Genomic DNA, 25,242 nt, shown 5'->3' with positions numbered 1-25,242 from the left:
ATTGTGTGGTGCGGTTAGGTTTTAGGGGCGGTGTTATGGTGAGCCCGGGTCGTGTCTTGGTGGGGAGGTGGCTGTGGTCGAGGGTTTTTTGGTCGTTGCCGCTCTGGTCTTGCTTGCGAATATTGTGGTGGCCGGTTGGCGCATTGTGAGGGGGCCGTCGTCGCGTGATCGCCTTATGGGATTGCTGTTGCTGACGACTACTGGAACGGCGGTGTTGTTGATTCTGGCTCAGGCGACAGAGATGGCGGCTTTACGTGATGCTGCGCTTGCATTGGTCGCGCTGGCGGCGTTGATTGTGATTGTGCGTGTGGCAGGCGAACAGGCTCGGGCGTGACATCCTCTCTAGGGGTGGTTGCCGACATCGTCACAGTGGTATTGGTGACCCTGGGTTTGGTGTTTTTTTCTGTGGGCACTGTGGGTTTGCTGCGTTTTCCAGATTTGCGTAGTCGCGTGCACGCCTTGACCAAGGCTGACAATGTCGGTTTAGGGCTGATTGTGCTGGGTTTGATTGTGCAAGCATCCTCCATGGCCGTGGCGGGGAAATTGGTTCTGGTGTGGTTGTTGGCGTTGATAGCGGCGTCCACGAGTGCGGTGCTGTTGGCGAGCGGCGATGGTGATTCCGATGCGTCGGATGGGACCAACGGATGACCGAGCTCCTACATGTGTTTGATGTTGCGCTTGGGGTGTCGGCGCTGCTGGTGGCTGCTGTTGCGCTCTATTCGGCGCACCGGGTCGTGACGGTGATGTCGTTCCTGGTGCTGGGGTTGCTTCTGGCGGTGATGTGGGCGCGGCTTGGAGCACCGGACATTGCAGTTGCTGAGGCGGCTTTGGCATCGGGGGTGACCGGGGCTTTTCTCATCGCAGTTGTCACCGAGCACCCACGTGGTATCGGGTGGTCTGCGGGACGCAAGGTTGCGCGGGCAGGTTTAGTTGCCATGGAAGTCGCGGTTGTGGTCGCTGGCCTTGTCGTTCTCGGTCGTGTGGTGGTAGAAGCGTCTCGTGTTGTTCCCGTCGACCCGTTGCAGATGCTCGCGCAGGACGCTATTTCTGATGCGGTGGTAACCCATCCGACGACTGCGGTGTTGTTGGATTTCCGTGCGTATGACACGTTTCTTGAAGTTGCGGTGCTTGTCGGCGCTGTGTTGGCAGCACTGTCATTGTTGCGTGACGGAGGGTTGCGTGAGGTGACGTGGCCGGTGGAGGACCGCCCAATTGTGGACGGTTTTGTGCGAGTTGTGGCCCCGGTGGTGCTGCTTCTGGCTGGGTGGTTGTTGGTCGCCGGGTCCACTCGGCCAGGTGGTGCTTTTCAGGCCGGGGCGGTGCTGACTGGTGTGATGTTGCTGCTGTTCCTTGTTGGCGTGGGTCGATTTGTGATGCGTGGCCGTTGGCTGTTCGGAAGCTTGCTGGTGGGACTGTCAGTGTTTGTGGTTGCTGGCTCGCTGACGTTTGCCTTCGGGCGGGGGTGGTTCGACCTCGGGGGCGAGTGGGGTGGGTATGTGGTGTTGCTCATCGAGGGTTCGTTGGTGGTGAGTATTGGTGTGGGATTGGCCGCGCTTGTCGTCGCCGGGGCTGCAGAACACCCTACTGACGAACGCCCGGCACCCGCGATTGCCCGCGCACCTATTTCCGGCAGTGCGGGTGATTCGCGGTGACTCAAGCGGAGTGGTTCCTTTTCGTGGGAGTCGGCCTTTTTGTTCTTGGCACGGTGCGCATGCTGCTGACGGTCGATGATGTTCGCCGGATCGTGGCGTTGAACATCGCGAGCGCAGGGGTGTTGGTTGTGCTGATCGCCTTGGCGACGGTCCTCAACCCCGAGGAACCCGACGCGGTTCTGCATGCGCTGGTTCTGACGGGGATCGTGATTACCGTCAGCATCACTGGCCTTGCGTTGGTGTTGGTGCGGCGCATTGAACGTGCAGAGAAGCACGCCAGCAACTCGGGTGGTGCTGAGGATGCCTGATTTGCTTCCGATGCTTGTTTTGTTGCCGCTGGTTGTGTTGCCAGTGGTGGCGTTGCTGACACTGAGTGGTCATGTTGTGGCGGCGCGAGCGGTCGCAATTGCGGCAACAGGTGGCGTAACGGTTCTTGCGTTTGTGGTGGCTGTGACGGTGTCGACTTCGGGGCCACTGCAGTTGGCGCTGGGAGGTTGGGAGCCTCCAGTGGCGATAGTGCTCGCGGCGGATGGGTTCAGTGCAGCGATGCTTGTGCTCACTGGTGTTGTGGGCATTCTGGTGGCGATTTATGGAAGCGCTTCGCAGACGCTGACGGGGGGACCGTGGTTTTGGTCGTTGTGGTTGCTGCTGCTGGCGGGCTTAAACGCGGTGTATGTATCCGCAGATTTGTTTAACACTTACGTCGCTTTAGAGTTGGTGACTGTCGCAGGTGTGGCATTGGTGGCGTTGGGCGGGGGAGCAGCGCAGCGAGCAGCGTTGCGGTACCTGTTGATTGCGGTGCTGGGTTCGTTGCTGTTTCTACTGGGAATCGCGTTCGTGTATGCCGAGACTGGCACGTTGACGTTGGTGCAGGCGGGGCTGCGCATCGACGGTGGAACCACCCTGTTTGTCGCGCTCGGGGCGATGACATTGGGGCTGGCGGTAAAGACAGCTCTCTTTCCGTTGCATTCATGGTTGCCCCCTGCGCATGCGGGGGCGCCTGCTGCAGTGAGTCCGCTGATGTCCGCATTGGTGATTAAGGCATCGTTCTTTGTTGCTGTGCGAATGTGGACGGTCCTCGCTGGCGAGTCAGCACCGGTGATGTTGGCCAATGCGGTAGGTGCGGTCGGAGCCGTGGGCACCGTATGGGGTGGGATCCTGGCGTTGCGGCAAACCAAACTCAAGAAAGTAATCGCGTATTCGACTGTGGCGCAGGTTGGCTACCTGTTTCTGCTGTTCCCGTTGGTGGTTGCCGGTGGACCGAATGCGGCAGCACTGGCGTGGCAGGGTGTGCTGCTGATTGCGGTGGCCCACGGTTTAGCGAAGGCGTCCATGTTCATGGCGGCGGGGAGCCTGGCCTACGCCTATGGTTCGGATGAACTCGACGTTCTGCGGGGCACTGCGTCACGATTGCCGACCGCGTCGATGGCAATTGCTATCGCGGGGGTGAGCCTCGCGGGTTTACCTCCCACATTGGCTTTTGTAGGCAAGTGGCAGGTGCTGCGCGCATCGCTGGAATCGGGCCAGTGGTGGTGGGTGCCGGTGCTTCTAGTGGGTGGTTTGTTGACCTTCGCCTACATCGGGAGAGTGTTGGCAATCTTGTTGGATTCGCACGGAGACGATGACCGCGGTGGTAATGACGGCGAGCGCACCAACCAGGTTGCCGTGCGTGTTCCGGTACGGATGCAGTGGACAGCCTTGGTGCTCGCTGTCGCCACCATTGTTCTGGGTGTGCGATCGCTGGAGGTTGCCGATCTGCTTCACGTGACGTTGATGGGCGGTGAACAGTGATGTTGACATTGTTACCGGCCGTTCTACTCGCGGTGTCACTTGTGCCTGCTGTGGTGATTTTTTTCTTGCGCGACGATCAACACAGGCCGCGAATCATCATCAACCTTGTGGGCGCCACGTTAAAGGTGGTGCTTGTTTTTGCTTTGATTCCGCTTGCCGTTGCTGGTGAAACATTTGAACTTCGCGCCCCGTTCGTTGACGGCATCGACTTTGTTCTGCGCATTGAACCGTTTGCTTTGTACTTCTTGACGCTGTCGTCAGTGCTGTGGTTCTTGACGACAATTTATGCCATCGGGTATTTGGAGAATTCGCCCAACCGAACTAGGTTCTTTGCATTCTTTAGTTTGTGTGTGACGGCGACGACAGGGATTGCCCTCTCAGGGAACCTCATCACGTTCCTCATCTTTTACGAATTGCTGACGTTGGCAACGTATCCACTTGTTGCGCATCGCCAAACCCCGGAATCGCTGGCAGGAGCCCGAACGTACCTTCGGTACACACTGGTCGGGGGTGTGGTTCTACTACTTGGTGTGGTGTGGCTGACGGCCGTAGTCGGACCTGTGGATTTCGCTGACCGCGGTAGCCCGGAGGTAGCTGAGTTTGCGCAAACAAACCCAAGGTTGGCGGCGCTCATCTTCGGGCTTCTTATTGCTGGTCTGGCTGTAAAGGCAGCAATTGTTCCAGTGCATGCGTGGCTGCCCAAGGCGATGGTGGCACCTACCCCAGTGAGCGCCCTATTGCATGCGGTGGCCGTGGTGAAGGCGGGCGTGTTCGGTATCGCCCTGGTGATAAATGGCGTTTATGGTGTTGACGTTGCCCGGGAATTGGGCGTTCTCATGCCACTGTCTGTGATTGCGTCGGTCACGATCATTTACGGTTCTGTGCTGGCCTTGCAGCAAGACGGCTTAAAAGCCAGGTTGGCGTACTCGACGGTGAGTCAGCTGTCGTACATCGTGTTAGGACTGACTATTCCGTCTGTGCTGGCTATGACTGGGGCAGTGGCACACATCGTTAATCAGGGTCTGATGAAGATCACGTTGTTTTTCTGCGTGGGTCTGTTCGCGGAAACGCTGGGGATTAAGAAAGTCAGTCAATTGGCGGGTTTAGGCAAGCGCATGCCGTTGACGTGCGCCGCGTTCACTGTGGGCGCGCTCGGCATGATCGGATTGCCACCCGTGGTGGGGTTTGTTACCAAGTGGTATCTGGGCATGGGCGCACTCGAAGCGGGCCAGGGCTGGATCGTTGGGGTCCTCTTGCTCAGCAGCCTTTTGAACGCTGCCTACTTTCTGCCGCCGGTGTACTTGATGTGGTGGGGGCAAAAAGACGGTGATGTCGAGTGGGGGAACGACAATGTGGCCGACACTGGCGCTGTGTCCACGAAAATCCGTCGGGTTCGATGGGAGGCTTCCCCGGCTTTGTTGCTCCCAACGCTGGTGACGGCGAGCCTTGCTGTGATCCTCGGGATCTTTGCTGGTGTCGATATTTCGTCGGTTGAGCTGGCGAAAATCATCGCGGAAAGGCTCTACAGCGCATGAGTTTCCTGTGGGCCAGTGCAATCGCCGCTCCGATAGCAATCGCTGCCGTTTTAGGTTTGCTAATCGCGTATTCGGGTGGGGGACGCGCCATTGATCTGTGGGTGCGTTCGGCACCGCTATCACTGATTCCATTTGCGGTATTGGCGATAGTGGGGCCAGCTGCCGGACCGATCGAATTGCCGTGGCTCATGCTCGGCACTCATCTGACGATGGACTTCCTTGCGAGGCCGTTATTGCTGGTAGCGGTGTTGCTCTATGCCGCTGCGATGATCGCCGCCCACAGTTCCCGGACCGACCGCGCGCACATTTTGGTGGCGTACCTTCTGGTCTGTTTTGTGGGTAATGCTTTGGTGTTTGTCGCCGCCGACACGGTGACGTTCTATCTCGGGTTCGCCGTGATGAGCATCGCCGCGTATGGGCTGGTTATCCACGAGCGATCGGCGGCGGCGCAGCGAGCGGGTCGCGTCTATATCGTGTTGGCGGTCGCCGGTGAGATGGTGATTTTGGCGGCGTTGCTGCTTGTCGTTGACGCGGGAGGATTGCTGCTCGCTGATGCACCAGTCGCCGTCGCTGAGTCGTCCCACCGCGAGCTCATTGTGCTGCTCCTCCTAGTGGGTTTTGGGGTGAAAGCTGGCACCGTACCGCTGCATGTATGGCTCCCCTTGGCGCACCCCGCGGCGCCACCACCAGCAAGCGCGGTCCTCAGCGGTTCCATGATCAAGGCCGGTCTGGTGGGGTGGTTGCGGTTTTTGCCATTGGGTGAAGTGGCGATGCCGGGTTGGGGCACAGCGCTGATTGTGGTGGCCTTGGTAGGCGCATTTGCTGCGTTGCTGCCGGGCTTATTTCAGAATGACGCCAAGGTGGCGTTGGCGTATAGCAGCATCAGTCAGATGGGGTTCCTGGCGGTGCTTGTGGGGGTCGCATTGGCCGAACCTGACATCGCACCAGTGTGCGCATTCGCAGCAGTCGTGTACGCCGTTCATCATGGGATGGCAAAAGGCGGGTTGTTCCTTGGCGTCACCGTGTGGAGGACTCACGGCGAGGGGTGGATCCGCTGGTGGGTTATCGGCGGGTTGACGTTCTTGGCGCTCGCTGTGGCAGGAGCCCCGTTCGGATCGGGCGCAGTCGCAAAATATGCAGCGAAAGAAGCCGTCGATCCGGCAACACTGTGGGGTGTCAACCTCGTGTCACTGCTGCCGTTCGTGGGCACTGTCTCGACGTTGCTGCTTCTACGGGCGGGGTGGCTCCTTCTGACGGGTGACCGCGATAGGGCTTGGGGCGTCGACGGCGCTGTGGTGAGTTGGTCGGTACTGATCGTCGGTGGAACGGTGTTGACGTGGGTGCTCGCGTTGCAGTGGTCACCGATATTGACGCTTCCAGGCTTCGAATTGTCTGCGGTGTGGGCCGCTGCGTGGCCAATTTTGCTCGGGATGGCCTTGGCCGCCGCCGGATGGTGGAGATCCTCCGGATCGCGGCGGTGGCGGATCGACGGATGGCAGATTCCACCCGGCGACATTCTCCTACCTGAGGAGAAGGCGGCGCGCGCAATGACAACCCATCTCGCCTCAGGTGCCCGGTACGTAGGCAGCCAGCGGGCGCGGTGGTCCAGTGGCTTCATGACATTGGCGGAACGAGGCCCATCCCCAGTCAAGGTCGTCACTGGTGCCGAGCGTCGCATATCTAGCTGGGTGGGTTCGGGTGCTGTGACAGTCGCACTGATGGGCGCACTGCTAATCCTGGTGGTGGGGATATGGTGAGCTCCGAGGACAATGTGCTCCTGACACGTCACCGCCTCGTCGCGTCAACAGGTCGGTTGATCGTGTTCGCGCTGCTGTGGTGGGTGATGACCGAAGGATCGTCCGGCATGGTGGGGTATGGGGTGCTATTTGTGCCGCTTGCGACCGCGTTGTCGTTAGTGCTGCTGCCACCTCGCCGGGTGCGTTCCCCGGTTCGACGCATGGGCAGCGCCGCAGCACTGTTTGGGTGGTTCCTGTGGCAATCGCTGCGGGGAGGAGTCGACGTCGGCCTGCGCGCTGTCAGACCCACGGTGGACATCGAGCCCGATACAGTCGGCTACACCACTCGTTTGCCGGAGGGCTTATGCCGTGTGGCACTCATGGGCATCGCCTCAGTGATGCCAGGAACCCTCGCCGTAAAACTCGACGATAACCGTTTGCTTATCCATGTTCTTGACCGTACCCAGGACGTGACAGGGCAGTTCGCTGAACTCGAACGCAGAATTGGCGACGTAGCAGGAGTGTTTAGGGCCTGAATCTTTCTGCGGGAAAGTACGGTAGGTCGGGTGAGCAGTGGTTCAAGTCGAGGTCGGTCGTCGTTGTTCGGTGCAGCATTTGTGGTGTCCGAAATGGCTGTCGTTGGCGTGGCGGTGGTGCTGTTTGCTGTGATGCGTAATGTGGCCGTGAGCGAGGAACAGCTCACAATGAGGACCTTGATCTTTCTCGCAGTGCTCTTCGCAGTGGTGATTGGTGTATTCGCAGCGCACCGCTGGCGGTTGACTATGCGGTGGTATCGACGTGGTGCAACACCGACGAGCGCGGAAGGCGCTGCCGCGATGCAGGCGCCGATGGTGTTGACTCTGGTCGTTGCAGCCTTGTGGCTACTGCCGGTTGTGTTTTTTGCCGTCACCGGCCGCCTGGTCGAGGTTTTAGCTGCCCTGTTGGCGGGCGTTTTCGCGGCTGGGGTTACGTTCCTCCTCACTGAGTGGTGGTTGCGGCCAGCTGCAGCGCGCGTGATAGCGGAGGGGGTGGGGGTCCCTCACCGTGTGGCTGTCCGGACTATTGCCCAATGGTTGTCGGTTTCCGTTCCTCTCGCGGGTGTAGTTGTGGCGTTGTCCGCGATGTATCTCAGTAACGGTATGGTCCAGTCTGACCGCGACTTCGCGGTTGTTGTCCTCACCGCATCGTCCCTGTTGGTCGTTATTCTGAGCGTTTCAGCGCTGGTTTTTGCTCGCCGCGAAGCTAAGTGGGTACGCGCGCTCACCGCAGCAGTGCGGGACGGCGAGACGGTGGTCGCAGATGATGGGACGGAAGTGGGTGCTTTGCAAACTTCGGTGGCATCGCTCATCTCCGATTTTCAGAATGCACGGGCGTCGCGTGAGCTACTCGATCAGCATGTCGGTAGGGATGTAGCACGCCAAGCGTTAAGTTCGGGAACCCAACTTGGTGGCCAAACTCGATTTGTCGCGGTGCTGTTTGTGGATCTGGTTGGTTCGACGACAGCCGTATCGACGATGCGCCCGGCCGAAGTGGTGGCGATGCTAAACAAGTTCTTCAACATTGTGGTGAGTGTGGTGGATCGGCACCGTGGGTTTGTCAACAAGTTTGTTGGTGACGAGGCCTTGGTGATTTTCGGCGCGCCTCAGTTTAGGGCTGATGCGGCGACAGCGGCGTTGGTCGCGGCGCGTGAGTTGGTTGACGAACTTGCCGACATGCCCAACATTAAGGTGGGTGTGGGCGTTGCGGCTGGGACTGTGCTTGCAGGCAATATTGGGTCTGCGGAACGGTTTGAATACACGGTGATTGGTGATCCGGTGAATGAGGCTGCGCGGTTGACTGAGCTGGCAAAAAAGGAAGCCGGAAGCATCTTGGCGTCTAGCTATGCGGTGAGTTTTGCCAGCGAAGAGGAACAGGTGCATTGGGCGACGGGTGACCTAGTGACGTTGCGTGGCCGAACCAAGCTCACACGGTTGGCGTGGCCGCGTAGGGGTGCGTTGGCCGACACATAACCACAACACGATGAGGATGCGCGACTATCCTCGGAGCGTGGCCAAAAAGCAAAGCGGCAATAGCGGGAACGGCAACGGTCAGGGCGGACCTGATGAGTTGCTCAATGCACTGACGGACTATATCGCCGATCAGTTGAGCGGCGATGCGTTGATCGAATGGGTTCATGTTGAAGTTGGGCATGCCCTCGGCGCAGCGGAGAAGTTGACGCTGGGCGACGTGGTGACCCCTGCACAGGTGAGCGGTGCGGCCATTAAGTACGCGTTGGAGTGGCGCATTGAAGGCGCGATTCCTGAACTCGCGGGCGATATTGCGAGCCGGATTCATAGGCGCACATTTGAAGATGCCGACGAGACCTTGCGTGATGTCGACTTCACCCAGGTCGTTTCGTTTGCTGAAAAGTTTCTGGCGATGCCAGCCTTCCAGCGTGTGGTCGATCGTGTGTATGACAGTCCGTTGGCACGTGATGCGGCAGCGTGGTTTGTCTATCGCACCGCCATCGACTCGCTTCAGCGAAACCGTGCCCTTGCCGGTGAAATCCCTGGTGTCGGATCTTTACTAAGGTTGAGTGGTGCGCTGAGTTCGCGCGTGATACCGGGCGTATCGGCCAAGTTAGACGCGGTGTTTCGCGACCTCACAGAGCGCGCGGTGGCTGTTGTACTTGCAGGTGTTGACGCGCCAGATATGAGCGAGTCTGGTGACCCACTGGTGTCGGTCCTGATGGACGCTTTTGCGTCGCGTCAGACGGAATCCCTTGGTGCTTTAGGGGACACAATTGGCCCCGATGACGTCGAAGCGATTCTTGTATTGGGTTTCGAGTTTTGGCGTGACTTCCGTGGAACTCGTGCGATGCGCACCGCCATTGAGGAAGGCGTCGGAGTCTTCTTCAGCAAATACTCCGACTACTCGCTTGCTGACTTATTGAACGAACTTGGTGTCACCCGGGATGACATGATCGAAGAAGCATTGCGTTTTGCCCCCCGCGCGCTGGAAGTGTTGCAAAGCAACGGGTTGTTTGACTCCTTTGTGCGCCGTCAGTTTCGGGGTTTTGTCGATTCTGACCGTGTGAAGCGGATGTTGAGGTAGCTGAAAAACTAGCACCCTGTTGTGTTCTATGTCACATAAGAGTGGAATGATAGAGACGGTTCCAGTCCGCAGTGTGTGAGGAGTTGCAATGAAGCGTCGACTAGCTGTTGTAGCGAGTTCAGCAGTAATGCTAGCGGGGGTGTCCCTCGCCGCGGCACCTACTGCCTCTGCCCACCCCGGCATCGGTTTCCACATCTACGACACTCAACAACAGTGTCTACAAGGACTCTTTGAGCACGTTCTCGCTGGCCAGTACAGAATTAACTGCATTGGGTTTTTGAACACGCCGTACATTTTGTTCCACTACTGATCACCGAGGATCTACCGCACGAACGTCGATGCTTGTTCTGCAAGGTCGAGTCCCATTTGCGGGAGGATGCCGAGCGCAACGGTCATGACGACGCCGACGCCGATCACCACGGAAGTCAATGGGCGTGAATCCGCGGTTGCTGCTCCGCTGTGAGTGTCCCCGGCTTTTCGTGGTTCGGTGAAGAACATCAGCATGACGATGCGCGTGTAGAAGATTGCTGCGATGGCGCTGCTGATAACTCCTATGACCACGAGCGGAGTGGCGCCGCCTTCGATCGCCGCGGAGAACACCGCGAATTTCGCCATGAACCCACTGGTGAGTGGAACGCCAGCGAGCGCAAGTAGGAAGAGCGCGAACGCTCCGGCAACAAGTGGGGAGCTTTTGCCGAGTCCGGCCCACTGCTCGACATCCGTCAGTTCACCAGTGCTGTCTCGAACGATGCTGACGATGGCGAACGCGCCAAGTGTGCTGAAACCGTACGCAAGCAGGTAGAACAACGTCGCCGAGACGCTTGAATCGGTGGCTGCGACGATGCCAGTGAGCAGAAAACCTGCGTGTGCCACGGATGAATAGGCCAGCATCCGAATGATGTCGGTTTGCGTCACGGCGATGATGGTGCCGATCAGCATCGTGAGTGCCGCAACAACCCAGAGGACAGGCCGCCAATCAGATTGCATTTCAGGCAGAGCGACCGTGAATATTCGAAGGAGCGCACCGAATGCGGCGATCTTGGTCGCGGCCGCCATGAACCCGGTTATGGGAAGAGGCGCACCCTGGTACACGTCTGGTGTCCAGGCGTGGAATGGGACAGCGCCGATTTTGAACAGCAGCCCAACTGTCAGTAGCGATACGCCGATGAGCGCGAGAGTGCGGTCGCCTTCCGCTGTTGCAATTGCATCGGCGATGCCATTGAGGTCAACAGTTCCGGCAAAACCATAAAGCAGTGCAATTCCGTAGAGGAAAAATGCGGAAGAAAAGGCGCCGAGGAGGAAGTACTTCAGCGCTGATTCTTGTGAAAGCAATCGGCGACGTCGTGCCATTCCACACATGACATACAAAGGAAGTGAGAGCACCTCGAGCGCGATGAACATGGTGAGCAAATCGCCGGATGCGGGGAAGAGCATCATGCCGCCCACGGCGAACATCGCGAGTGGGAACACCTCAGTCTGGGTGACTCCCGATTTGGTGACGACCTTTTCGGCCACACTTCCGGGAACGCTCGACGCCTGCGCCGCAAAGGCATCAAGGCCAGACACAGTGCGCCCGGTCGTGTTGTCGAGAGCGCTGGTGCGTTCCGCGATGAGGAGTATCGAAAGGAGCGACACGACAAGCACAAGGCCTTGGATGAATAATGCTGGGCCGTCGACAGCTACCGAACCCACCGCCACAATGGCGGTTGTTCCGGCTAGATCGATGACGGCCCCAAGAGCGGCGACGAGTGCGGTGATGCTCAGAACGAACTGGGCGCGGTACAGGACACCGCGAGGCGCAAAAGCCTCGATCAGGACACCGATGATCGCGGCGCCGAACACGATCAGCATGGGGAGGAGTTGGCTGTATTCGATGGATGGTGCCGCAATTGCTGTTGGGGTCACAAGTGCTGTTGGGGTCACTGGGACGCACCTCCGGTCGCGTTGCCGTCAGCGACTGTTGTCTCCAGCGTAGTGAGGACAGTAGCGACGGCAGGGTTAATGACATCGAGGGCTGGTTTAGGGAAGACACCCAACACGATCAGTGCGGCGATGAGAGGTACCACAACGGTGATTTCGCGGGGGCGCAGGTCCGTAACGGTGTCGTTCGCCTTGGTCAGGGGGCCTGTCATGACGCGTTGGTAGGTCCACAAGATGTAAATCGCAGCGAGAACGAACGTGGTGGTGGCGAAGATTGCGGCGACAGGGTAGTTGCCGAACGTGCCAATGAGCACCAGGAATTCGCTGATGAACGGCGCGAGGCCCGGTAGCGACAATGTGGCGAGGCCTGCGATGAGGAATGACGCAGCCATAATGGGCGCGACCTTTTGGATCCCCCCGAAGTCTGCGATCGCTCGTGTGCCACGCCTGCTGACGAGGAACCCAGCAGTGAGGAACAGTGCGGCGGTAGCGATTCCGTGGTTGACCATGTAGAGGGCAGCGCCAGCGTGACTTTGGTGTGTCATCGCGAAGATGCCAAGGATGATGAATCCAAAGTGGGAGATCGACGTATAGGCGATGAGTCGCATGATGTCGGTCTGCCCGATCGCAAGGATTGCGCCGTAAATGATGCCGATAACGGCGAGTGTGATGATGATCGGGGTGAAGTAGGCAGCAGCGTCGGGAAACAGTTGCAGGCTGTATCGCAGCATCGCGAATGTGCCTACTTTGTCGACTATTGCCATCATCAGCACGGCGCTTGCCGGTGTCGCTTGAACGGCCGCTCCTGGTAGCCACGTGTGGAACGGCCACAGCGGAGCTTTCACTGCGAATGCGAAGGTGAATCCAAGGAACAGCAGTTTGGCGACGCCTGAATCGATCGTTAGTTCACCATTTGCGATTGCTGCGGTGATGGCGCGGAAGTCAAAGGTGCTGCCGCCGGGTAGGTCCGCTGTCACGATGAACAAACCAATCACAGCGGCGAGCATGATGAGTCCGCCGAGCAGGTTGTAGAGGAGGAACTTTACTGCGGCGGCTGCCCGGTTTGGTCCTCCAAAACCTCCGATGAGGAAGTACATCGGGATGAGCATTGCCTCGAAGAAAATGTAGAACAGCAGGATATCGAGGGACGTGAAGGTGACCATCACCATGGCCTGCACGAGCAGCATCAGTGCTAGATAGGTGTGGACGGGGCGCTTCTGTGTGCCTGGAAAGGTGTGCTCGTCGTTCCATGCGGCAACGAGCAGTAGCGGCATGAGTGCGCCGGTGAGGATGACGAGTACAAGCCCAATTCCGTCAACACCAAGTGAGTATTGTGCGCCCAGTGAGGGGATCCAACTGACTGTTTCGACGAACTGGTACTGCTCACCGTTTGGGTCGAACCCGACGGTGACGACTACAACGAGGGCAAGAACAATCAGCGAAGTCGACAACGCTATGTGCTTGGCGAGGTGAGGTAGTTGTGCCGGTAGCGCCATGATGACGGCAGCGCCGATGACGGGAACCGCCCACAGCAGCGTCAGTAAGGGGAGGGTGTTCACAAGGCGCCTCCGATCAGCATTACGGCGATGATGAGGGCCGCCCCGAGCAGGACCAGAAGCGCGTAAGACCGAACAAACCCGGTTTGCAATTGTCTTATCCGCGACGATGCCCGTCCGAGTGTGGCGGGAACGCCGCGTACCGCGCCGTCGACCACTGTGTCGTCGACGCGGACGAGTGTTGCCGTGAGTGTTTGACCGGGCAGCATGAGCGCCTTTTCGTTGACGGCATCACCGTAGAGGTCGCGCCTGGCAGCAACTGTCAACGCTGAAACGTCGTCGGGCGCTTCTTGCGGAACGTCGCTGCGGCCGTACTGCAGGACTGCGACCGCAACACCGACGGCGACAACGCCGAGTGCGAGTGTGGTGATGACCCACACGGGGAGTACGTGTTCGCCATCATGCGATCCGACAACTGGTTCGAGCCATGCTTCGAATCGGCCACCCAGTGCGAGGAAGGCGCCACCACCGACTGATCCGATTGCCAGCAACACCATGGGGGCCGTCATGCTCAGAGGTGCCTCGTGCGGGTGCGCTTCGGGAGCCCAGCGTTTCTTCCCGAAGAAGGTCATGATCATGACACGCGTCATGTAGTAGGCCGTAAGTCCCGCACCGAGGAGTACTGCCGCGCCGAGGATGTAACCCTTGACACCGCCAGCGTCGAATGCCACTTCAATGATCTTTTCCTTCGAGAAGAACCCAGCGAATGGGGGGACCCCGATGATCGCGAGATAACCAAGTCCGAAGGTCACGAAGGTGATCGGCATGACGGCTCGCAAGCCGCCGTACCGGCGCATGTTCACCTCGTCGTTCATTCCGTGCATTACTGATCCCGCACCCAGGAACAGTCCGGCTTTGAAGAAGCCGTGGGTGACAAGGTGCATGATCGCAAACGCATACCCCGCGGGGCCGAGGCCCGCGGCGAGCATCATGTACCCGATTTGGCTCATTGTCGATGCGGCCAACGCCTTTTTAAATTCGTCTTTGGCGCAGCCGATGATGGCACCAAACAGCAGAGTCACGGCTCCGACGATGACGACGCCCAGTTGCGCGGCGGGGGACAGGTTGAAGATGGGGCCGGATCGGGTGATGAGGTATACACCTGCGGTGACCATGGTGGCGGCGTGGATGAGCGCGGAGACTGGGGTGGGGCCTTCCATCGCGTCGCCGAGCCATGACTGCAAGGGAACTTGAGCCGATTTGCCGCACGCGCCGAGCAGGAGCAAGAAGCCTAGGGCCGTTAAGATTCCGTCGCTTGCGTCGCCCGCGTTGGCGAAGACATCGGAGAATGCCACGGACCCGAATGTGACGAACATGATCATCATCGCGAGGGCAAGTCCCATATCGCCCACACGGTTGACCAGGAAGGCTTTTTTCGCCGCGGTTGCGGCCGATGGTTTGTGGGCCCAGAAACCGATCAATAGGTATGAGGCAAGGCCTACGCCTTCCCAACCGACGTAGAGCCCAAGGAAGTTGTCGGCTAGGACAAGGAGCAGCATCGCCGCGAGGAATAGATTGAGGTAGGCGAAAAACCTCCTACGGCCGGGATCGTGCGCCATGTACCCGATGGAGTAGACATGGATGAGTGATCCCACGCCTGTGATGAGTAGAACGAAGCTCATCGACAGGGGATCAAGCTGCAGACCGAAATCAACTTGCAGTTCAGCGACGGGGACCCAGCTGAACAAGCTCTGCTGGACTAGTCGATCGTCTGAGCTGCGCCCGGCCATCGTGGCGAACATAGACAGAGCTAGCGCGAACGAACCGAGCGCTGCCGCCGTTCCAACGATGTGGCCCCATGCGTCGCCGCGCTTGCCCACTAGTAGCAGAATCGCGGCACCGAGAAGCGGCAAGGTGGGTAGAAGCCACAGCGATTCGAGCATCAATGATTCGGTCATGCGCTAGCCCCCGGCGTTCGGGCATGTTTCATGAACACACTCATATTCCTCTGCATGACGTCAGTTTTTGAGCAGGTTAGCTTCGTCGACCGAGGCCGAGCGACGGGTGCGGAAGATCGCCATGATGATGGCGAGCCCAATGACCACTTCGGCTGCGGCGACAACCATGGTGAAGAAGGCGAATACTTGACCATCCAGGTTGCCGTGCATTCGGGCGAACGTAACGAACGCAAGATTTGTCGCATTGAGCATGAGCTCAATGCACATGAACACGACGATGGCGTTGCGCCGTAGCAGCACACCTACGGCGCCGATGGTGAAGAGGAGTGCCGACAGATAGAGGTAGTACTCGGGACTCACTGAGTGTCCTCCTCATGCTCTTCGGCTGTTGGCGGCCGCGGTGGTAGTCCGCTGATTTCTGCTTCGCGGCGTTGGAGGATTTTGCTGACCGATAGTCGGGAGTACGAGCCGTCGGGAAGGAGTGCGGGCACGTTGACGGCGTTGTGGCGTGCGAACACCCCGGGGCTGGGCATGGGCGTCACGTGGGTGCCGGTGCGAAACCGCTCTTCGGACTGTTCCCGCTGGTTGCGCCGCTTCTCGATTTGCTCGCGGTGAGCGAGAACCATGGCGCCGATTGTCGCAATGATCAACAGCGCTCCGGTGAGCTCGAACGCCCACACGTAGCGGATGAAGAGCAGTTCCGCCAGGCCCGGGACGTTTCCTGTGACGTTGGCATCGGCGAGGCCAACGAATGCGGGAAACTCTGTTCGGCTGAGTCCGCCGACAAGTAGGAGACCAAATCCGAGCCCGCCAGCGATTCCTGCCACCCTTTGTCCGCGGATGGTTTCGACAAGTGAATCCGATGACTCCACGCCAATGAGCATCAGCACGAACAGGAACAGCATCATTACTGCGCCGGTGTAGACCACGATTTGTGCCACACCGAGAAACATGGCGCCTTGGACAATGTAGAACACCGCAAGAATAATCATGGTCAACGCGAGGAACAGGGCTGAGTGCACTGCCCGTTTGGCGGTAACAACTCCGAGTGCCCCTATTACCGCGATGGCGCCGAGGACCCAGAACTGGATGGCTTCGGCAGTGGAGGTTTGGGTGAAGGGTGCGGTCCCTACGCCTAACGCGAGCAAATTGGTCACTGAGATTCCTCGCCCTCGTCGACGGGGGTGGTGCGTTGCTCGGGCACTGCATGGGTCACGTCGCCGCGATAGTAATTTTCGTCGGTGGTGCCGGGGAACATGTCATGTGGCGGTGCGAGCATGTTGTCTTCCAACGGCGCCAGAAGGCGGTCTTTTTCGTAGATGAGGTCTGCGCGGTTGTCGTCAGCCATTTCGTACTCATTGGTCATAGTCAGCGCACGGGTGGGGCATGCCTCGATGCAGAGGCCGCATCCTATGCACCGGAGGTAGTTGATTTGGTAGACCCGGCCATAGCGTTCGCCTGGTGAGTAACGCTCTTCATCCGTGTTGGTGGCGCCTTCGACGTAGATAGCGTCTGCGGGGCAGGCCCACGCACACAGTTCGCAACCGATGCATTTTTCCAGGCCATCAGGGTGCCTATTGAGCTGGTGGCGGCCGTGGTAGCGCTCCGCAGTCGGCGTCTTGACCTCCGGATACAGTTCTGTGTTCGGCTTTTTGAACATCGTGGAGAACGTCACGCCGAAGCCCTTGATGGGGCCAAGAAAAAGTGGCACTTTAGACATCGTTGCCCTCCCTACCCGAGACTTCGGGGGTTGCGCTTGAGATGACGACGGGCCGTCGCCCTGCGGTTTGTGCGGTTTGGCCAGGCATGGGTGGAACAGGGAAACCACCTGCGAGAGGGGCGAATTCCGCTGGTGTTGTTTGAGGTGTTTCCGGTTGGCGTCGCCTTCGCATCCACAGCACCGTGAGCAAGAGCAATGCGATTGCGCCGCCGATTGTCGCGAGCACGATGGTGGCGACGTCGTATCCGGCGCTGTAGAAACCGCGCACGGTGGCCACGACGAGCACCCAACCCAGGGAAATCGGAATGAGGACCTTCCACCCGAGGTTCATGAACTGGTCGTATCTAAATCGCGGCAGGGTTGCGCGCAACCAGATGAACAGGAACAAGAATGCCCACACCTTGAGGACGAACCACATTACCGGCAACCAGCCTGTGTTGGCGCCGTCCCAGAAGCTGATCGGCCACGGTGCGTGCCACCCGCCGAGGAAGAGCGTTGTGGCAAGTGCTGACACTGTGATCATGTTGATGTACTCGGCGAGCATAAACATCGCGAAGCGGAGTGAGGAGTATTCGGTGTGGAATCCGCCGACAAGTTCGCCTTCCGCTTCGGGAAGGTCGAATGGTGCTCGGTTCGTTTCGCCCACCATGGACGTGACGTAGATGAGGAACGACGGCAGCAAGAGAAACACGAACCATGTGTTTTGCTGTGCAGACACAATTCCTGACGTCGCCATCGTTCCGGCGAAAAGGAACACCGCCACGAAGGACATGGCCATGGCGATTTCGTAGGAAATTACCTGTGCGGTGGCGCGCAAACCGCCCAGTAGCGGGTACGTGGAACCGGATGACCAGCCTGCGAGAACGATGCCATAGACACCGATCGAGGTCACGGCGAGGACGTAAAGCACCGCGACGGGTAAGTCTGTGAGTTGGAGTGGGGTCTGGTTGCCAAATATCGAAACGACGGGGCCGAAGGGGATAACGGCAAACGCAAGGATCGCTGTCGTCACCGCGATGATGGGTGCGAGAAAGTAGACAGGCTTGTCTGCTGCAGCGGGGAAAATGCCCTCCTTCAGGGCAAGTTTGAGACCGTCCGCAAGTGTTTGCAGCATGCCTTTGGGGCCGACGCGGTTCGGGCCAACACGCATCTGCATCCATGCGATCACTTTGCGTTCGGCAAGAATCATCACCAGCGTGGTCACCATCAGGAAACCGAAGATCGCAATTGCTTTGGCGATGATCAACCACCAGGGGTCGATGCCGAACATGCTCAGGTCGGTGTAGTTCACAGTGCATCACCGTCGCTGCGCGCAACTGAGATTTCGACAACACTGCCGTTGTCGACCCCGAGAGTTTTGTATACAGCGCACCCGGCGGATCGTTGAGGCAACCACACAACGCGTGATGGCATGTCAGTAACGGCGAGGGGCAGCGTGATGGCTCCGTGGCGCGATCGCACGGTAACGGCGTCATTGTGACTGGCACCGATTTCAGCTGCGGTGTCCTTGCTCAGGCGCACGACGGGTGTGCGTGCCGTCCCAGCGAGGTGCGGTTCGCCGTCTTGCAGTGAACCTTCATCGAGCAGCATGCGCCAGGTCGCCAATACCGCTTCGCCCATTTTCGGCTTCAACGTCGTTCCGGGCGGGATCGTAGGCGTAGCGGGTAGGTCGCCGTTCCAGGTGCCTAGCGCGCGAATTTCGTCACGTGCTGCGCTCACGTCGGGGAGTCCCAGGGGAACACCCATGCGGCCAGCCAATGCGTGCAGGATTCGCACGTCAGGCATTGTTCCCGCATCTTTTAATGCAGCATCAAATTGCCGGGGGCGTCCTTCCCAGTTGAGGAATGTCCCTTGTTTTTCGGCGACTGATGCTACGGGGAACACGACGTGGGCACGCTCGGTGACGGCGCTGGGGCGTAGTTCTAAACTGACAACGAACGTCGCTGTGTCAAGGCTCGAGAGTGCCGCGCGCGGATGGGGCAAGTCATAGGGATCGACGCCACCGACTAAAAGCGCAGTCAGAGTTCCGTCGATCGTCGCCGTCACGATGCTGTCGGTATCGCGCCCTGGTCTGTCAGGTAGGGCACTGGCACCCCATAGTTCACGTACTTCGGCGGCTGCGCGACTGTCGGTGACTGGTCGGCCGCCGGGCAGTAGGTGAGGGAATGCGCCAGCATTGAGGGCTCCGCGTTCACCTGCTCGGCGGGGGATCCACACCAAGGCGGCGCCGGTCCTCTCGGCGAGGCGGCACGCGGCGGAAAGGCTGCCGGGCATCGCCGCCAGGCGCTCCCCGACGATAATGACCGCATTTTTGGAGGTCAGGTGTTGGAAAACGGGATCGTTCGTGTTCAGGCCGTCGAGTACTTCAGCTTCCCCTCCCGGCGTGGTGCTCAGGAGTGTGCCTGAAACCTTCTTCAAACCTGGTGAGGCGTACGGAGCTACAGAAAAGATGGGTAACTGCTTTTTGCGGGCCGCTTTTCGAAGGCGAAGGAAAACTATTGGTGATTCTTCTTCTGGTTCGAATCCCACAAGCAGGACCGCTGAGGAGTTCTCCACTTCTGCGTACGTTGCTTGCGCTGCGCCTGCTGCTACATGCGAGGTGAGGAAATGCGCTTCCTCATCTGAATGAGCGCGTGCGCGGAAGTCAACATCGTTGGTGTTGAGCACCATTCGAGCAAACTTGGCGTAGCCGTAGGCGTCCTCTTGGGTCACACGGCCACCGACGAGCACACCTGCCTTGCCACCCGCGGCAGTTAACCCCTCTGCTGCGGCAGTCAGTGCCTCGGACCACGACGCGGAGTGCAGTTCGCCATCGGCGCCCCGGACCATGGGGGTTGTGAACCGGTCAGGTTCCGCAGCGTATGTAAAGGCCCAGCGGCCTTTGTCGCAGTTCCATTCCTCGTTGACTTCTGGGTCATCTCCGGCGAGCCGACGCAGCACTTTGCCACGCCGATGGTCTGTGCGTTGAGAACATCCACTCGCGCAGTGTTCGCACACGCTCGGTGACGACACAAGATCGAACGGACGTGCCCTGAACCTGTATGCGGCTCCTGTTAATGCACCGACTGGGCAAATCTGGACTGTGTTGCCCGAAAAGTAGGACTCAAAAGGCTCGTTGGCATAAATACCGACTTGTTGGAGTGCCCCTCGTTCTTGCAGTTCGATGAAGGGGTCGCCTGCGATCTGGTCCGAGAACCGTGTGCATCGGGCGCACAGGACGCAACGTTCCCGGTCGAGAAGGACCTGGGAAGAAATGTTAATTGGTTTCGGGAAGGTTCGTTTTTCCCCTGTGAACCGCGACTCGGATTGTCCGTTTGACATCGCCTGATTTTGCAGTGGGCATTCTCCACCTTTGTCACACACAGGGCAGTCGAGTGGGTGGTTGATCAGGAGCAGTTCCATGACACCTTTTTGGGCCTTGTCGGCTACGGGTGATGTCATTTGGGTGCGCACTTCCATGCCATGCGACACGGTGGTGGTGCAGGATGCCAGCGGCTTTCGTTGCCCTTCGACCTCAACCAGACACTGGCGGCACGCACCTGCAGGTTCGAGCAAGGGGTGGTCGCAGAACCGGGGGATTTGCACCCCGATGAGTTCTGCGGCGCGAATGACAAGCGTGCCTTTGGGTACGTTCACTTCAACACCGTCGATGTGGACGGTGACGAGGTCCGTTTCGGCTGGTGTGGAGCTTTCTTGACTAGGCCCGTTGTGAATCGACCCGTTTTGAGTTGACTGAGTCATGAGGCCCCCGCCATGAGTGTGGACTTGTATGGGTCAAAAGGGCAGCCGCCGAGTTCGAAGTGCGCAAGATACTCGTCGCGGAAGTACTTGATGGACGATGTGATGGGACTCGTTGCACCATCGCCGAGCGCGCAGAATGATCGGCCGAGAATGTTGTCCGATATGTCGAGCAGTTTCTCCAGGTCCGCGTCGGTTCCTTCGCCTTTTTCGATGCGGCGCATCATTTGCACGAGCCAGTAGGTTCCTTCACGGCACGGGGTGCATTTGCCGCATGATTCGTGTGCGTAGAACTCAGTCCACCGCAGCACCGCTCGCACGACGCATGTGGTTTCGTCGAAAATCTGCAGGGCCTTGGTGCCGAGCATCGAACCTGCGGCGCCGCACCCTTCGTAGTCGAGCGGCACATCCAGGTGCGCGTCGGTGAAAAGGGGAGTGGATGACCCGCCAGGGGTCCAGAACTTAATCTTGTGGCCGGCCCTGATACCGCCGGCGTAGTCAAGAAGCTCACGAAGCGTGATGCCGAGTGGTGCCTCGTACTGGCCGGGGCGCGCGACGTGGCCTGACAGCGAGTAGAGAGTGAAACCAGGTGACTTTTCGCTGCCCATCGACCGAAACCACTCGATGCCTTTGCGGAAAATGATGGGCACACTCGCGATGGATTCGACATTGTTCACCACGGTTGGGCAGGCGTACAGGCCCTCTACTGCGGGGAAGGGTGGGCGGAGTCGGGGTTGACCGCGGCGGCCCTCCAGAGAATCGAGAAGCGCTGTTTCTTCTCCGCAGATGTATGCCCCAGCTCCTGCATGAACGATAAGTTCGAGATCGTACCCTGAGCCAAAGATGTTCTTCCCTAGGTAGCCAGCCTCGTATGCCTCAGCAACTGCGGCTTGTAGCCTCCGCAGCACCGGCACCACTTCGCCCCTGAGGTAGATGAATGCGTGCTTCGCGCGGATGGCGTACGCCGCGATGATCACACCTTCGATCAGGGTGTGGGGAGTGGCGAGCATTAGTGGAATGTCTTTGCACGTTCCGGGTTCTGATTCGTCGGCATTGACGACGAGGTAGTGCGGCTTGTTGTCGCCCTGGGGAATGAAGCCCCATTTCATTCCGGTGGGGAAACCGGCCCCGCCTCGGCCGCGCAGTCCAGCATCTTTGACTGTCTTGATGACGTCATCGGGTTCCATCGCGAGCGCGTCTCGTGCGGCTGTGTACCCTTCGTGGCTACGGTAGGAGCGCATCGTCCACGAATTAGGTTCGCCCCAATGCTGACTTAATACCGGTGTCAGTTGCATTTCAACTCACATCCCCGGCATGGGTTTCCGGCTCGTCTTGGTTGGTCGCGTTTTGAGCGATTCGAAGACCGACAAGGGTCGCGTCACCAGGCGCGCCGTCGAGGGCCCCATCGCGAGTGTCGGGGAAACCCGCGAGGATTCGGGCTGTTTCGCGAAAGGTGCACAGCGACGCCCCGCGGGTGGGCGTGACGGCTTCACCATTTCGTAAAGCATCAACGAGGGCGATGGCAGAGTCTGGTGTTTGGTTGTCGAAAAACTCCCAGTTGACCATCATCACCGGTGCGTAGTCGCACGCAGCGTTGCATTCGATGTGTTCGAGGGTTACTTTCCCATCGTCCGTCGTGTCGCCGTGACTGATGCCGAGATGCTGAGTTACTGCCTCATATATGGCATCGCCACCCATGATCGCGCACAAAGTGTTGGTGCAGACACCGACGTGATAGTCGCCAGTGGGTTTGCGTCGATACATGCTGTAGAACGTGGCAACCGCTGTCACTTCAGCGCCGCTGAGGTCGAGTTGTTCGGCGCAAAATTCAACACCAGCTGGCGTTATGTACCCATCTTCAGCTTGAACGAGGTGCAGTAGTGGGAGGAGCGCGGACCGCGATTGTGGGTAGCGATTGATGATCGTTTGTGCGTCAGCGACGAGGCGTTGGTGCACATCGGGCGGATAGGACGCTCTTGCACCAGGTTCGACAATTCGTCCTGCTTCGCCAGGGTGGGGGCCAAGTTGGAGAAGAATCGGCTGTTGGCTCATCTGTCTACACCACCCATCACGGGGTCGATACTGGCAACTGATGCGATGACGTCGGCTACCATTCCGCCCTCGCACATTGCTGCAACGGCTTGGAGATTGGTGAACGAGGGGTCGCGGTAGTGCACTCGGTAGGGTTTGGTGCTGCCGTCGCTGACCATATGGACGCCTAGTTCCCCGCGGGGTGATTCGACTGCCACATAGGTTTGCCCGGCTGGCACTCGAAAGCCCTCTGTGACGAGTTTGAAATGGTGAATCAGCGCTTCCATATCAGTGCCCATGATCTTGCGGATATGTTCAAGCGAGTTGCCCATGCCGTCCCGTCCGACAGATAATTGGGCTGGCCACGCGATCTTTTTATCTTCGACCATGACGGGGCCCGGGCGAAGCTTGTCTAAGCACTGTTCGACGATCTTGAGTGACTCTTTCATTTCATTGACGCGGATCAAGTATCGGCCGTAGCAATCTGATCCGTCATGTGTCATCACGTCGAAGTCGTATTGTTCGTAGCCGCAGTAGGGCTGCGATTTACGTAGATCATGGGGTAGTCCCGTGGACCTAAGCACAGGCCCAGTCATGCCCAGTGCCATACATCCGGTGAGATCGAGATAGCCGACGCCGACTGTGCGGGACTTCCAGATTGGGTTTTCATTGAGCAACGATTCGAGACCCTTGATGCGGTCGGGCATGATCGAAAGGACTTCGCGAACCTTCTCCTCGGCGTTGTCGGGGAGGTCTTGCGCTAATCCTCCTGGCCGGATGAATGCATGATTCATCCTGAGGCCAGTGACTGTTTCGAACACGTCGAGGATCAGTTCGCGCTCGCGGAAACCGTAGAGCATTGGCGACATGGCGCCGAGTTCGAGAGCGCCCGTAGCCAATGCGACTAGGTGCGAGGAAATCCGGTTGAGCTCCATGAGCATCACGCGCACAACATTTGCGCGGTCAGGTATCTGATCTGTAATCCCGAGAAGTTTCTCAACGCCTAGGCAATAGGCGGTTTCGTTGAAGAAAGGGGACAGGTAGTCCATTCGCGTGACGAAGGTGACGCCTTGAGTCCAGTTCCTGTATTCCAGGTTTTTTTCGATGCCAGTGTGGAGGTACCCGATTCCACAACGCGCCTCGGTGACGGTTTCACCTTCGATTTCGAGAATGAGCCGCAAAACTCCGTGGGTGGACGGGTGCTGAGGCCCCATGTTCACTACGACGCGCTCCTCGCCAGATTCGGCGGCGTCGCGGACAAAGTCTTCCCAGTCCTGGCCTGAAACAGTGAACACTGCTTTGTCGGTGCTCATCGGTATTCTCTCCGCTCATCTGGTGGCGGGATGGTCGCGCCCTTGTATTCGACGGGGATGCCACCGAGGGGGTAGTCCTTGCGTTGCGGGTGGCCTTGCCAGTCGTCCGGCATTTCGATGCGCGTCAGTGACGGGTGGCCATCGAAAATCAGGCCAAAAAAGTCATAAGTTTCGCGTTCATGCCAATCTGTAGTCGGGTACACGCCAAACAGTGACGGAATGTGCGGATCTGCGTCGGGCGCAGACACCTCAAGTCGGATTCGACGGTTGTGTGTGATGGAAAGCAGCGGGTAGACGGCCCTGAGTTCCCGACCCACATCGGCGGGGTAATGCACTCCGCTGACACCTAGGCTCAGTTCGAACCGCAGATCAGGATCATCGCGAAGTGCCCGCGCGACGGCTGGGAGGTGTTCTCGGCGAACATGAAGTGTCAATTCGCCGCAATACACAACGATCTTTTCGACAGCGTCACCGAACGCTACGTTGTTCTCATCGAGAACTATCGCGAGCGTGTCCACAACGTCGTCGAAGTAGCCCCCGTAGGGGCGGGGAGAACTGTCGGCCAGGATGACAGGCTTAACGAGGCGACCATAGCCGGAGGTGTCACCTGTGCCTTCGACACCAAACATCCCGCGGCGAACGCCAATGCGTTCGGGCTTCGGGTCCTTCATCGCAGAAGCCCCTTGAACTCAATGGTGGGTCGTTGCGCCATCGCCGCTTCCTCGGCCGCGCGGATCGCTTCTTCCCGGTTGACACCAAGTGGCATCTCTTGAATCTTGTCGTGCAGCTTCAAAATGGCATGCAACAGCATTTCTGGCCGTGGCGGGCATCCAGGAAGGTAAATGTCGACAGGAACAACGTGGTCAACCCCTTGCACGATGGCGTAGTTGTTGAACATGCCACCTGACGATGCGCATACACCCATTGCGAGCACCCACTTGGGCTCAACCATCTGGTCGTATACCTGCCGAAGCACTGGTGCCATCTTTTGGCTCACACGCCCGGCGACGATCATCAGATCAGCTTGTCGTGGTGACGCACGGAACGCCTCCATGCCGAATCGTGCAATATCGAAGCGTCCACCGCTGGTGGACATCATCTCGATTGCGCAGCAGGCTAACCCGAATGTAGCGGGCCACAGCGATCCTTTGCGCATGTAACCAGCCATTTGTTCGACTGTGCTCAGCAGGAAGCCGCTAGGCAGCTTCTCCTCGAGACCCATGTCAGACCCTTCTTGCGAGTGTTGGTGTGGTCGGGCT

Annotated in this window: 24 protein-coding genes; 11 read left to right on the top strand and 13 right to left on the bottom strand. The window is 58.8% G+C overall.

The genetic code is table 11. The annotated features are described in order from the left end of the window. The first annotated feature begins 73 nt into the window (after positions 1 to 73). The 11 genes from IEW73_RS05980 (at position 74) to IEW73_RS05930 (ending at position 10,117) form a co-directional block, all read left to right on the top strand. A complete protein-coding gene (locus IEW73_RS05980) occupies positions 74 to 334 on the top strand; it encodes a hypothetical protein (RefSeq protein ID WP_188671568.1) in 261 nt (86 codons plus the stop codon). Beyond that, positions 331 to 648 (top strand): cation:proton antiporter, encoded by a 318-nt coding sequence (locus tag IEW73_RS05975; RefSeq protein WP_229675783.1) that lies wholly within the window; start codon positions 331 to 333, stop codon positions 646 to 648. Before IEW73_RS05980 ends, IEW73_RS05975 begins: the two co-directional genes overlap by 4 nt. Then, positions 645 to 1,652, top strand: a complete 1,008-nt coding sequence (locus tag IEW73_RS05970; RefSeq protein WP_188671567.1) for a hydrogenase subunit MbhD domain-containing protein — start codon at positions 645 to 647, stop codon at positions 1,650 to 1,652. Before IEW73_RS05975 ends, IEW73_RS05970 begins: the two co-directional genes overlap by 4 nt. Continuing rightward, complete coding sequence (locus tag IEW73_RS05965; protein WP_188671565.1) at positions 1,649 to 1,960, top strand: NADH-quinone oxidoreductase subunit K; 312 nt, start codon at positions 1,649 to 1,651, stop codon at positions 1,958 to 1,960. The genes IEW73_RS05970 and IEW73_RS05965 overlap by 4 nt, the downstream gene beginning before the upstream one ends. Continuing rightward, positions 1,953 to 3,443 (top strand): complex I subunit 5 family protein, encoded by a 1,491-nt coding sequence (locus IEW73_RS05960; protein WP_188671563.1) that lies wholly within the window; start codon positions 1,953 to 1,955, stop codon positions 3,441 to 3,443. The genes IEW73_RS05965 and IEW73_RS05960 overlap by 8 nt, the downstream gene beginning before the upstream one ends. Continuing rightward, complete coding sequence (locus tag IEW73_RS05955) at positions 3,443 to 4,978, top strand: proton-conducting transporter transmembrane domain-containing protein (protein ID WP_188671561.1); 1,536 nt, start codon at positions 3,443 to 3,445, stop codon at positions 4,976 to 4,978. The genes IEW73_RS05960 and IEW73_RS05955 overlap by 1 nt, the downstream gene beginning before the upstream one ends. Next, entirely contained in the window at positions 4,975 to 6,735 is a 1,761-nt protein-coding gene (locus IEW73_RS05950) for a proton-conducting transporter transmembrane domain-containing protein (protein WP_188671559.1), read from the top strand. Before IEW73_RS05955 ends, IEW73_RS05950 begins: the two co-directional genes overlap by 4 nt. Beyond that, positions 6,729 to 7,250, top strand: a complete 522-nt coding sequence (locus IEW73_RS05945; RefSeq protein ID WP_188671557.1) for a Na+/H+ antiporter subunit E — start codon at positions 6,729 to 6,731, stop codon at positions 7,248 to 7,250. The genes IEW73_RS05950 and IEW73_RS05945 overlap by 7 nt, the downstream gene beginning before the upstream one ends. A 30-nt stretch (positions 7,251 to 7,280) precedes the next feature. After that, entirely contained in the window at positions 7,281 to 8,723 is a 1,443-nt protein-coding gene (locus tag IEW73_RS05940; RefSeq protein WP_188671556.1) for an adenylate/guanylate cyclase domain-containing protein, read from the top strand. 37 nt (positions 8,724 to 8,760) lie between these two features. Beyond that, positions 8,761 to 9,807 carry a hypothetical protein gene (locus IEW73_RS05935; protein WP_188671554.1) on the top strand — a complete coding sequence of 349 codons (1,047 nt, stop codon included), beginning with the start codon at positions 8,761 to 8,763 and terminating at the stop codon, positions 9,805 to 9,807. Positions 9,808 to 9,895: 88 nt separating this feature from the next. Continuing rightward, positions 9,896 to 10,117, top strand: coding sequence for a hypothetical protein (locus IEW73_RS05930; protein ID WP_188671553.1), 222 nt, complete (start codon positions 9,896 to 9,898; stop codon positions 10,115 to 10,117). A gap of 11 nt (positions 10,118 to 10,128) precedes the next feature. Here IEW73_RS05930 and nuoN read toward each other — a convergent pair whose 3' ends face one another. The 13 genes from nuoN to IEW73_RS05865 are packed head-to-tail and all read right to left on the bottom strand — an operon-like array spanning position 10,129 to position 25,205. Next, complete coding sequence (gene nuoN / locus IEW73_RS05925; RefSeq protein WP_268236265.1) at positions 10,129 to 11,730, bottom strand: NADH-quinone oxidoreductase subunit NuoN; 1,602 nt, start codon at positions 11,728 to 11,730, stop codon at positions 10,129 to 10,131. Further along, positions 11,727 to 13,286: an NADH-quinone oxidoreductase subunit M gene (locus IEW73_RS05920; RefSeq protein ID WP_188671551.1), complete on the bottom strand. Its 1,560-nt coding sequence runs from the start codon at positions 13,284 to 13,286 to the stop codon at positions 11,727 to 11,729. The genes nuoN and IEW73_RS05920 overlap by 4 nt, the downstream gene beginning before the upstream one ends. Continuing rightward, on the bottom strand, positions 13,283 to 15,181 hold the full coding sequence (gene nuoL / locus IEW73_RS05915; RefSeq protein ID WP_372433590.1) for an NADH-quinone oxidoreductase subunit L: 1,899 nt from the start codon (positions 15,179 to 15,181) through the stop codon (positions 13,283 to 13,285). Before nuoL ends, IEW73_RS05920 begins: the two co-directional genes overlap by 4 nt. Positions 15,182 to 15,241: 60 nt before the next feature. Then, positions 15,242 to 15,541 carry an NADH-quinone oxidoreductase subunit NuoK gene (gene nuoK, locus IEW73_RS05910; protein ID WP_188671549.1) on the bottom strand — a complete coding sequence of 100 codons (300 nt, stop codon included), beginning with the start codon at positions 15,539 to 15,541 and terminating at the stop codon, positions 15,242 to 15,244. After that, positions 15,538 to 16,338, bottom strand: coding sequence for an NADH-quinone oxidoreductase subunit J (locus tag IEW73_RS05905; RefSeq protein ID WP_188671547.1), 801 nt, complete (start codon positions 16,336 to 16,338; stop codon positions 15,538 to 15,540). The genes nuoK and IEW73_RS05905 overlap by 4 nt, the downstream gene beginning before the upstream one ends. Then, entirely contained in the window at positions 16,335 to 16,901 is a 567-nt protein-coding gene (nuoI, locus tag IEW73_RS05900) for an NADH-quinone oxidoreductase subunit NuoI (RefSeq protein WP_188671545.1), read from the bottom strand. Before nuoI ends, IEW73_RS05905 begins: the two co-directional genes overlap by 4 nt. After that, entirely contained in the window at positions 16,894 to 18,171 is a 1,278-nt protein-coding gene (gene nuoH, locus IEW73_RS05895) for an NADH-quinone oxidoreductase subunit NuoH (protein ID WP_188673015.1), read from the bottom strand. The genes nuoI and nuoH overlap by 8 nt, the downstream gene beginning before the upstream one ends. Positions 18,172 to 18,188: 17 nt before the next feature. Further along, a complete protein-coding gene (locus tag IEW73_RS05890) occupies positions 18,189 to 20,642 on the bottom strand; it encodes an NADH-quinone oxidoreductase subunit G (RefSeq protein ID WP_188671543.1) in 2,454 nt (817 codons plus the stop codon). Further along, positions 20,639 to 21,934: an NADH-quinone oxidoreductase subunit NuoF gene (gene nuoF / locus IEW73_RS05885; RefSeq protein WP_188671541.1), complete on the bottom strand. Its 1,296-nt coding sequence runs from the start codon at positions 21,932 to 21,934 to the stop codon at positions 20,639 to 20,641. Before nuoF ends, IEW73_RS05890 begins: the two co-directional genes overlap by 4 nt. Position 21,935: 1 nt before the next feature. Continuing rightward, positions 21,936 to 22,691: an NADH-quinone oxidoreductase subunit NuoE gene (nuoE, locus tag IEW73_RS05880; protein ID WP_188671539.1), complete on the bottom strand. Its 756-nt coding sequence runs from the start codon at positions 22,689 to 22,691 to the stop codon at positions 21,936 to 21,938. Then, a complete protein-coding gene (nuoD, locus tag IEW73_RS05875; RefSeq protein ID WP_188671536.1) occupies positions 22,688 to 23,983 on the bottom strand; it encodes an NADH dehydrogenase (quinone) subunit D in 1,296 nt (431 codons plus the stop codon). Before nuoD ends, nuoE begins: the two co-directional genes overlap by 4 nt. Further along, positions 23,980 to 24,654: an NADH-quinone oxidoreductase subunit C gene (locus IEW73_RS05870; RefSeq protein WP_188671535.1), complete on the bottom strand. Its 675-nt coding sequence runs from the start codon at positions 24,652 to 24,654 to the stop codon at positions 23,980 to 23,982. Before IEW73_RS05870 ends, nuoD begins: the two co-directional genes overlap by 4 nt. After that, entirely contained in the window at positions 24,651 to 25,205 is a 555-nt protein-coding gene (locus tag IEW73_RS05865) for a NuoB/complex I 20 kDa subunit family protein (RefSeq protein ID WP_188671533.1), read from the bottom strand. Before IEW73_RS05865 ends, IEW73_RS05870 begins: the two co-directional genes overlap by 4 nt. Positions 25,206 to 25,242 lie beyond the last annotated feature (37 nt).

The organism is Hoyosella rhizosphaerae (genome assembly GCF_014643175.1).
Lineage (GTDB): Bacteria > Actinomycetota > Actinomycetes > Mycobacteriales > Mycobacteriaceae > Lolliginicoccus > Lolliginicoccus rhizosphaerae.
Note: the sequence above shows the minus strand (reverse complement) of the source record. Positions and strands in the feature narration are given on the sequence as shown.

Coding starts and splice junctions, on each gene's coding strand:
- IEW73_RS05970 (WP_188671567.1), top strand. CDS start 645: ATGACCGAGCTCCTACATGTGTTTGATGTTGCGCTTGGGGTGTCGGCG.
- IEW73_RS05960 (WP_188671563.1), top strand. CDS start 1,953: ATGCCTGATTTGCTTCCGATGCTTGTTTTGTTGCCGCTGGTTGTGTTG.
- IEW73_RS05955 (WP_188671561.1), top strand. CDS start 3,443: ATGTTGACATTGTTACCGGCCGTTCTACTCGCGGTGTCACTTGTGCCT.
- IEW73_RS05950 (WP_188671559.1), top strand. CDS start 4,975: ATGAGTTTCCTGTGGGCCAGTGCAATCGCCGCTCCGATAGCAATCGCT.
- IEW73_RS05945 (WP_188671557.1), top strand. CDS start 6,729: ATGGTGAGCTCCGAGGACAATGTGCTCCTGACACGTCACCGCCTCGTC.
- IEW73_RS05930 (WP_188671553.1), top strand. CDS start 9,896: ATGAAGCGTCGACTAGCTGTTGTAGCGAGTTCAGCAGTAATGCTAGCG.
- nuoL (WP_372433590.1), bottom strand. CDS start 15,181: ATGACCGAATCATTGATGCTCGAATCGCTGTGGCTTCTACCCACCTTG.
- nuoI (WP_188671545.1), bottom strand. CDS start 16,901: ATGTCTAAAGTGCCACTTTTTCTTGGCCCCATCAAGGGCTTCGGCGTG.
- nuoH (WP_188673015.1), bottom strand. CDS start 18,171: ATGTTCGGCATCGACCCCTGGTGGTTGATCATCGCCAAAGCAATTGCG.
- IEW73_RS05890 (WP_188671543.1), bottom strand. CDS start 20,642: ATGACTCAGTCAACTCAAAACGGGTCGATTCACAACGGGCCTAGTCAA.
- nuoF (WP_188671541.1), bottom strand. CDS start 21,934: ATGCAACTGACACCGGTATTAAGTCAGCATTGGGGCGAACCTAATTCG.
- nuoE (WP_188671539.1), bottom strand. CDS start 22,691: ATGAGCCAACAGCCGATTCTTCTCCAACTTGGCCCCCACCCTGGCGAA.
- nuoD (WP_188671536.1), bottom strand. CDS start 23,983: ATGAGCACCGACAAAGCAGTGTTCACTGTTTCAGGCCAGGACTGGGAA.
- IEW73_RS05870 (WP_188671535.1), bottom strand. CDS start 24,654: ATGAAGGACCCGAAGCCCGAACGCATTGGCGTTCGCCGCGGGATGTTT.
- IEW73_RS05865 (WP_188671533.1), bottom strand. CDS start 25,205: ATGGGTCTCGAGGAGAAGCTGCCTAGCGGCTTCCTGCTGAGCACAGTC.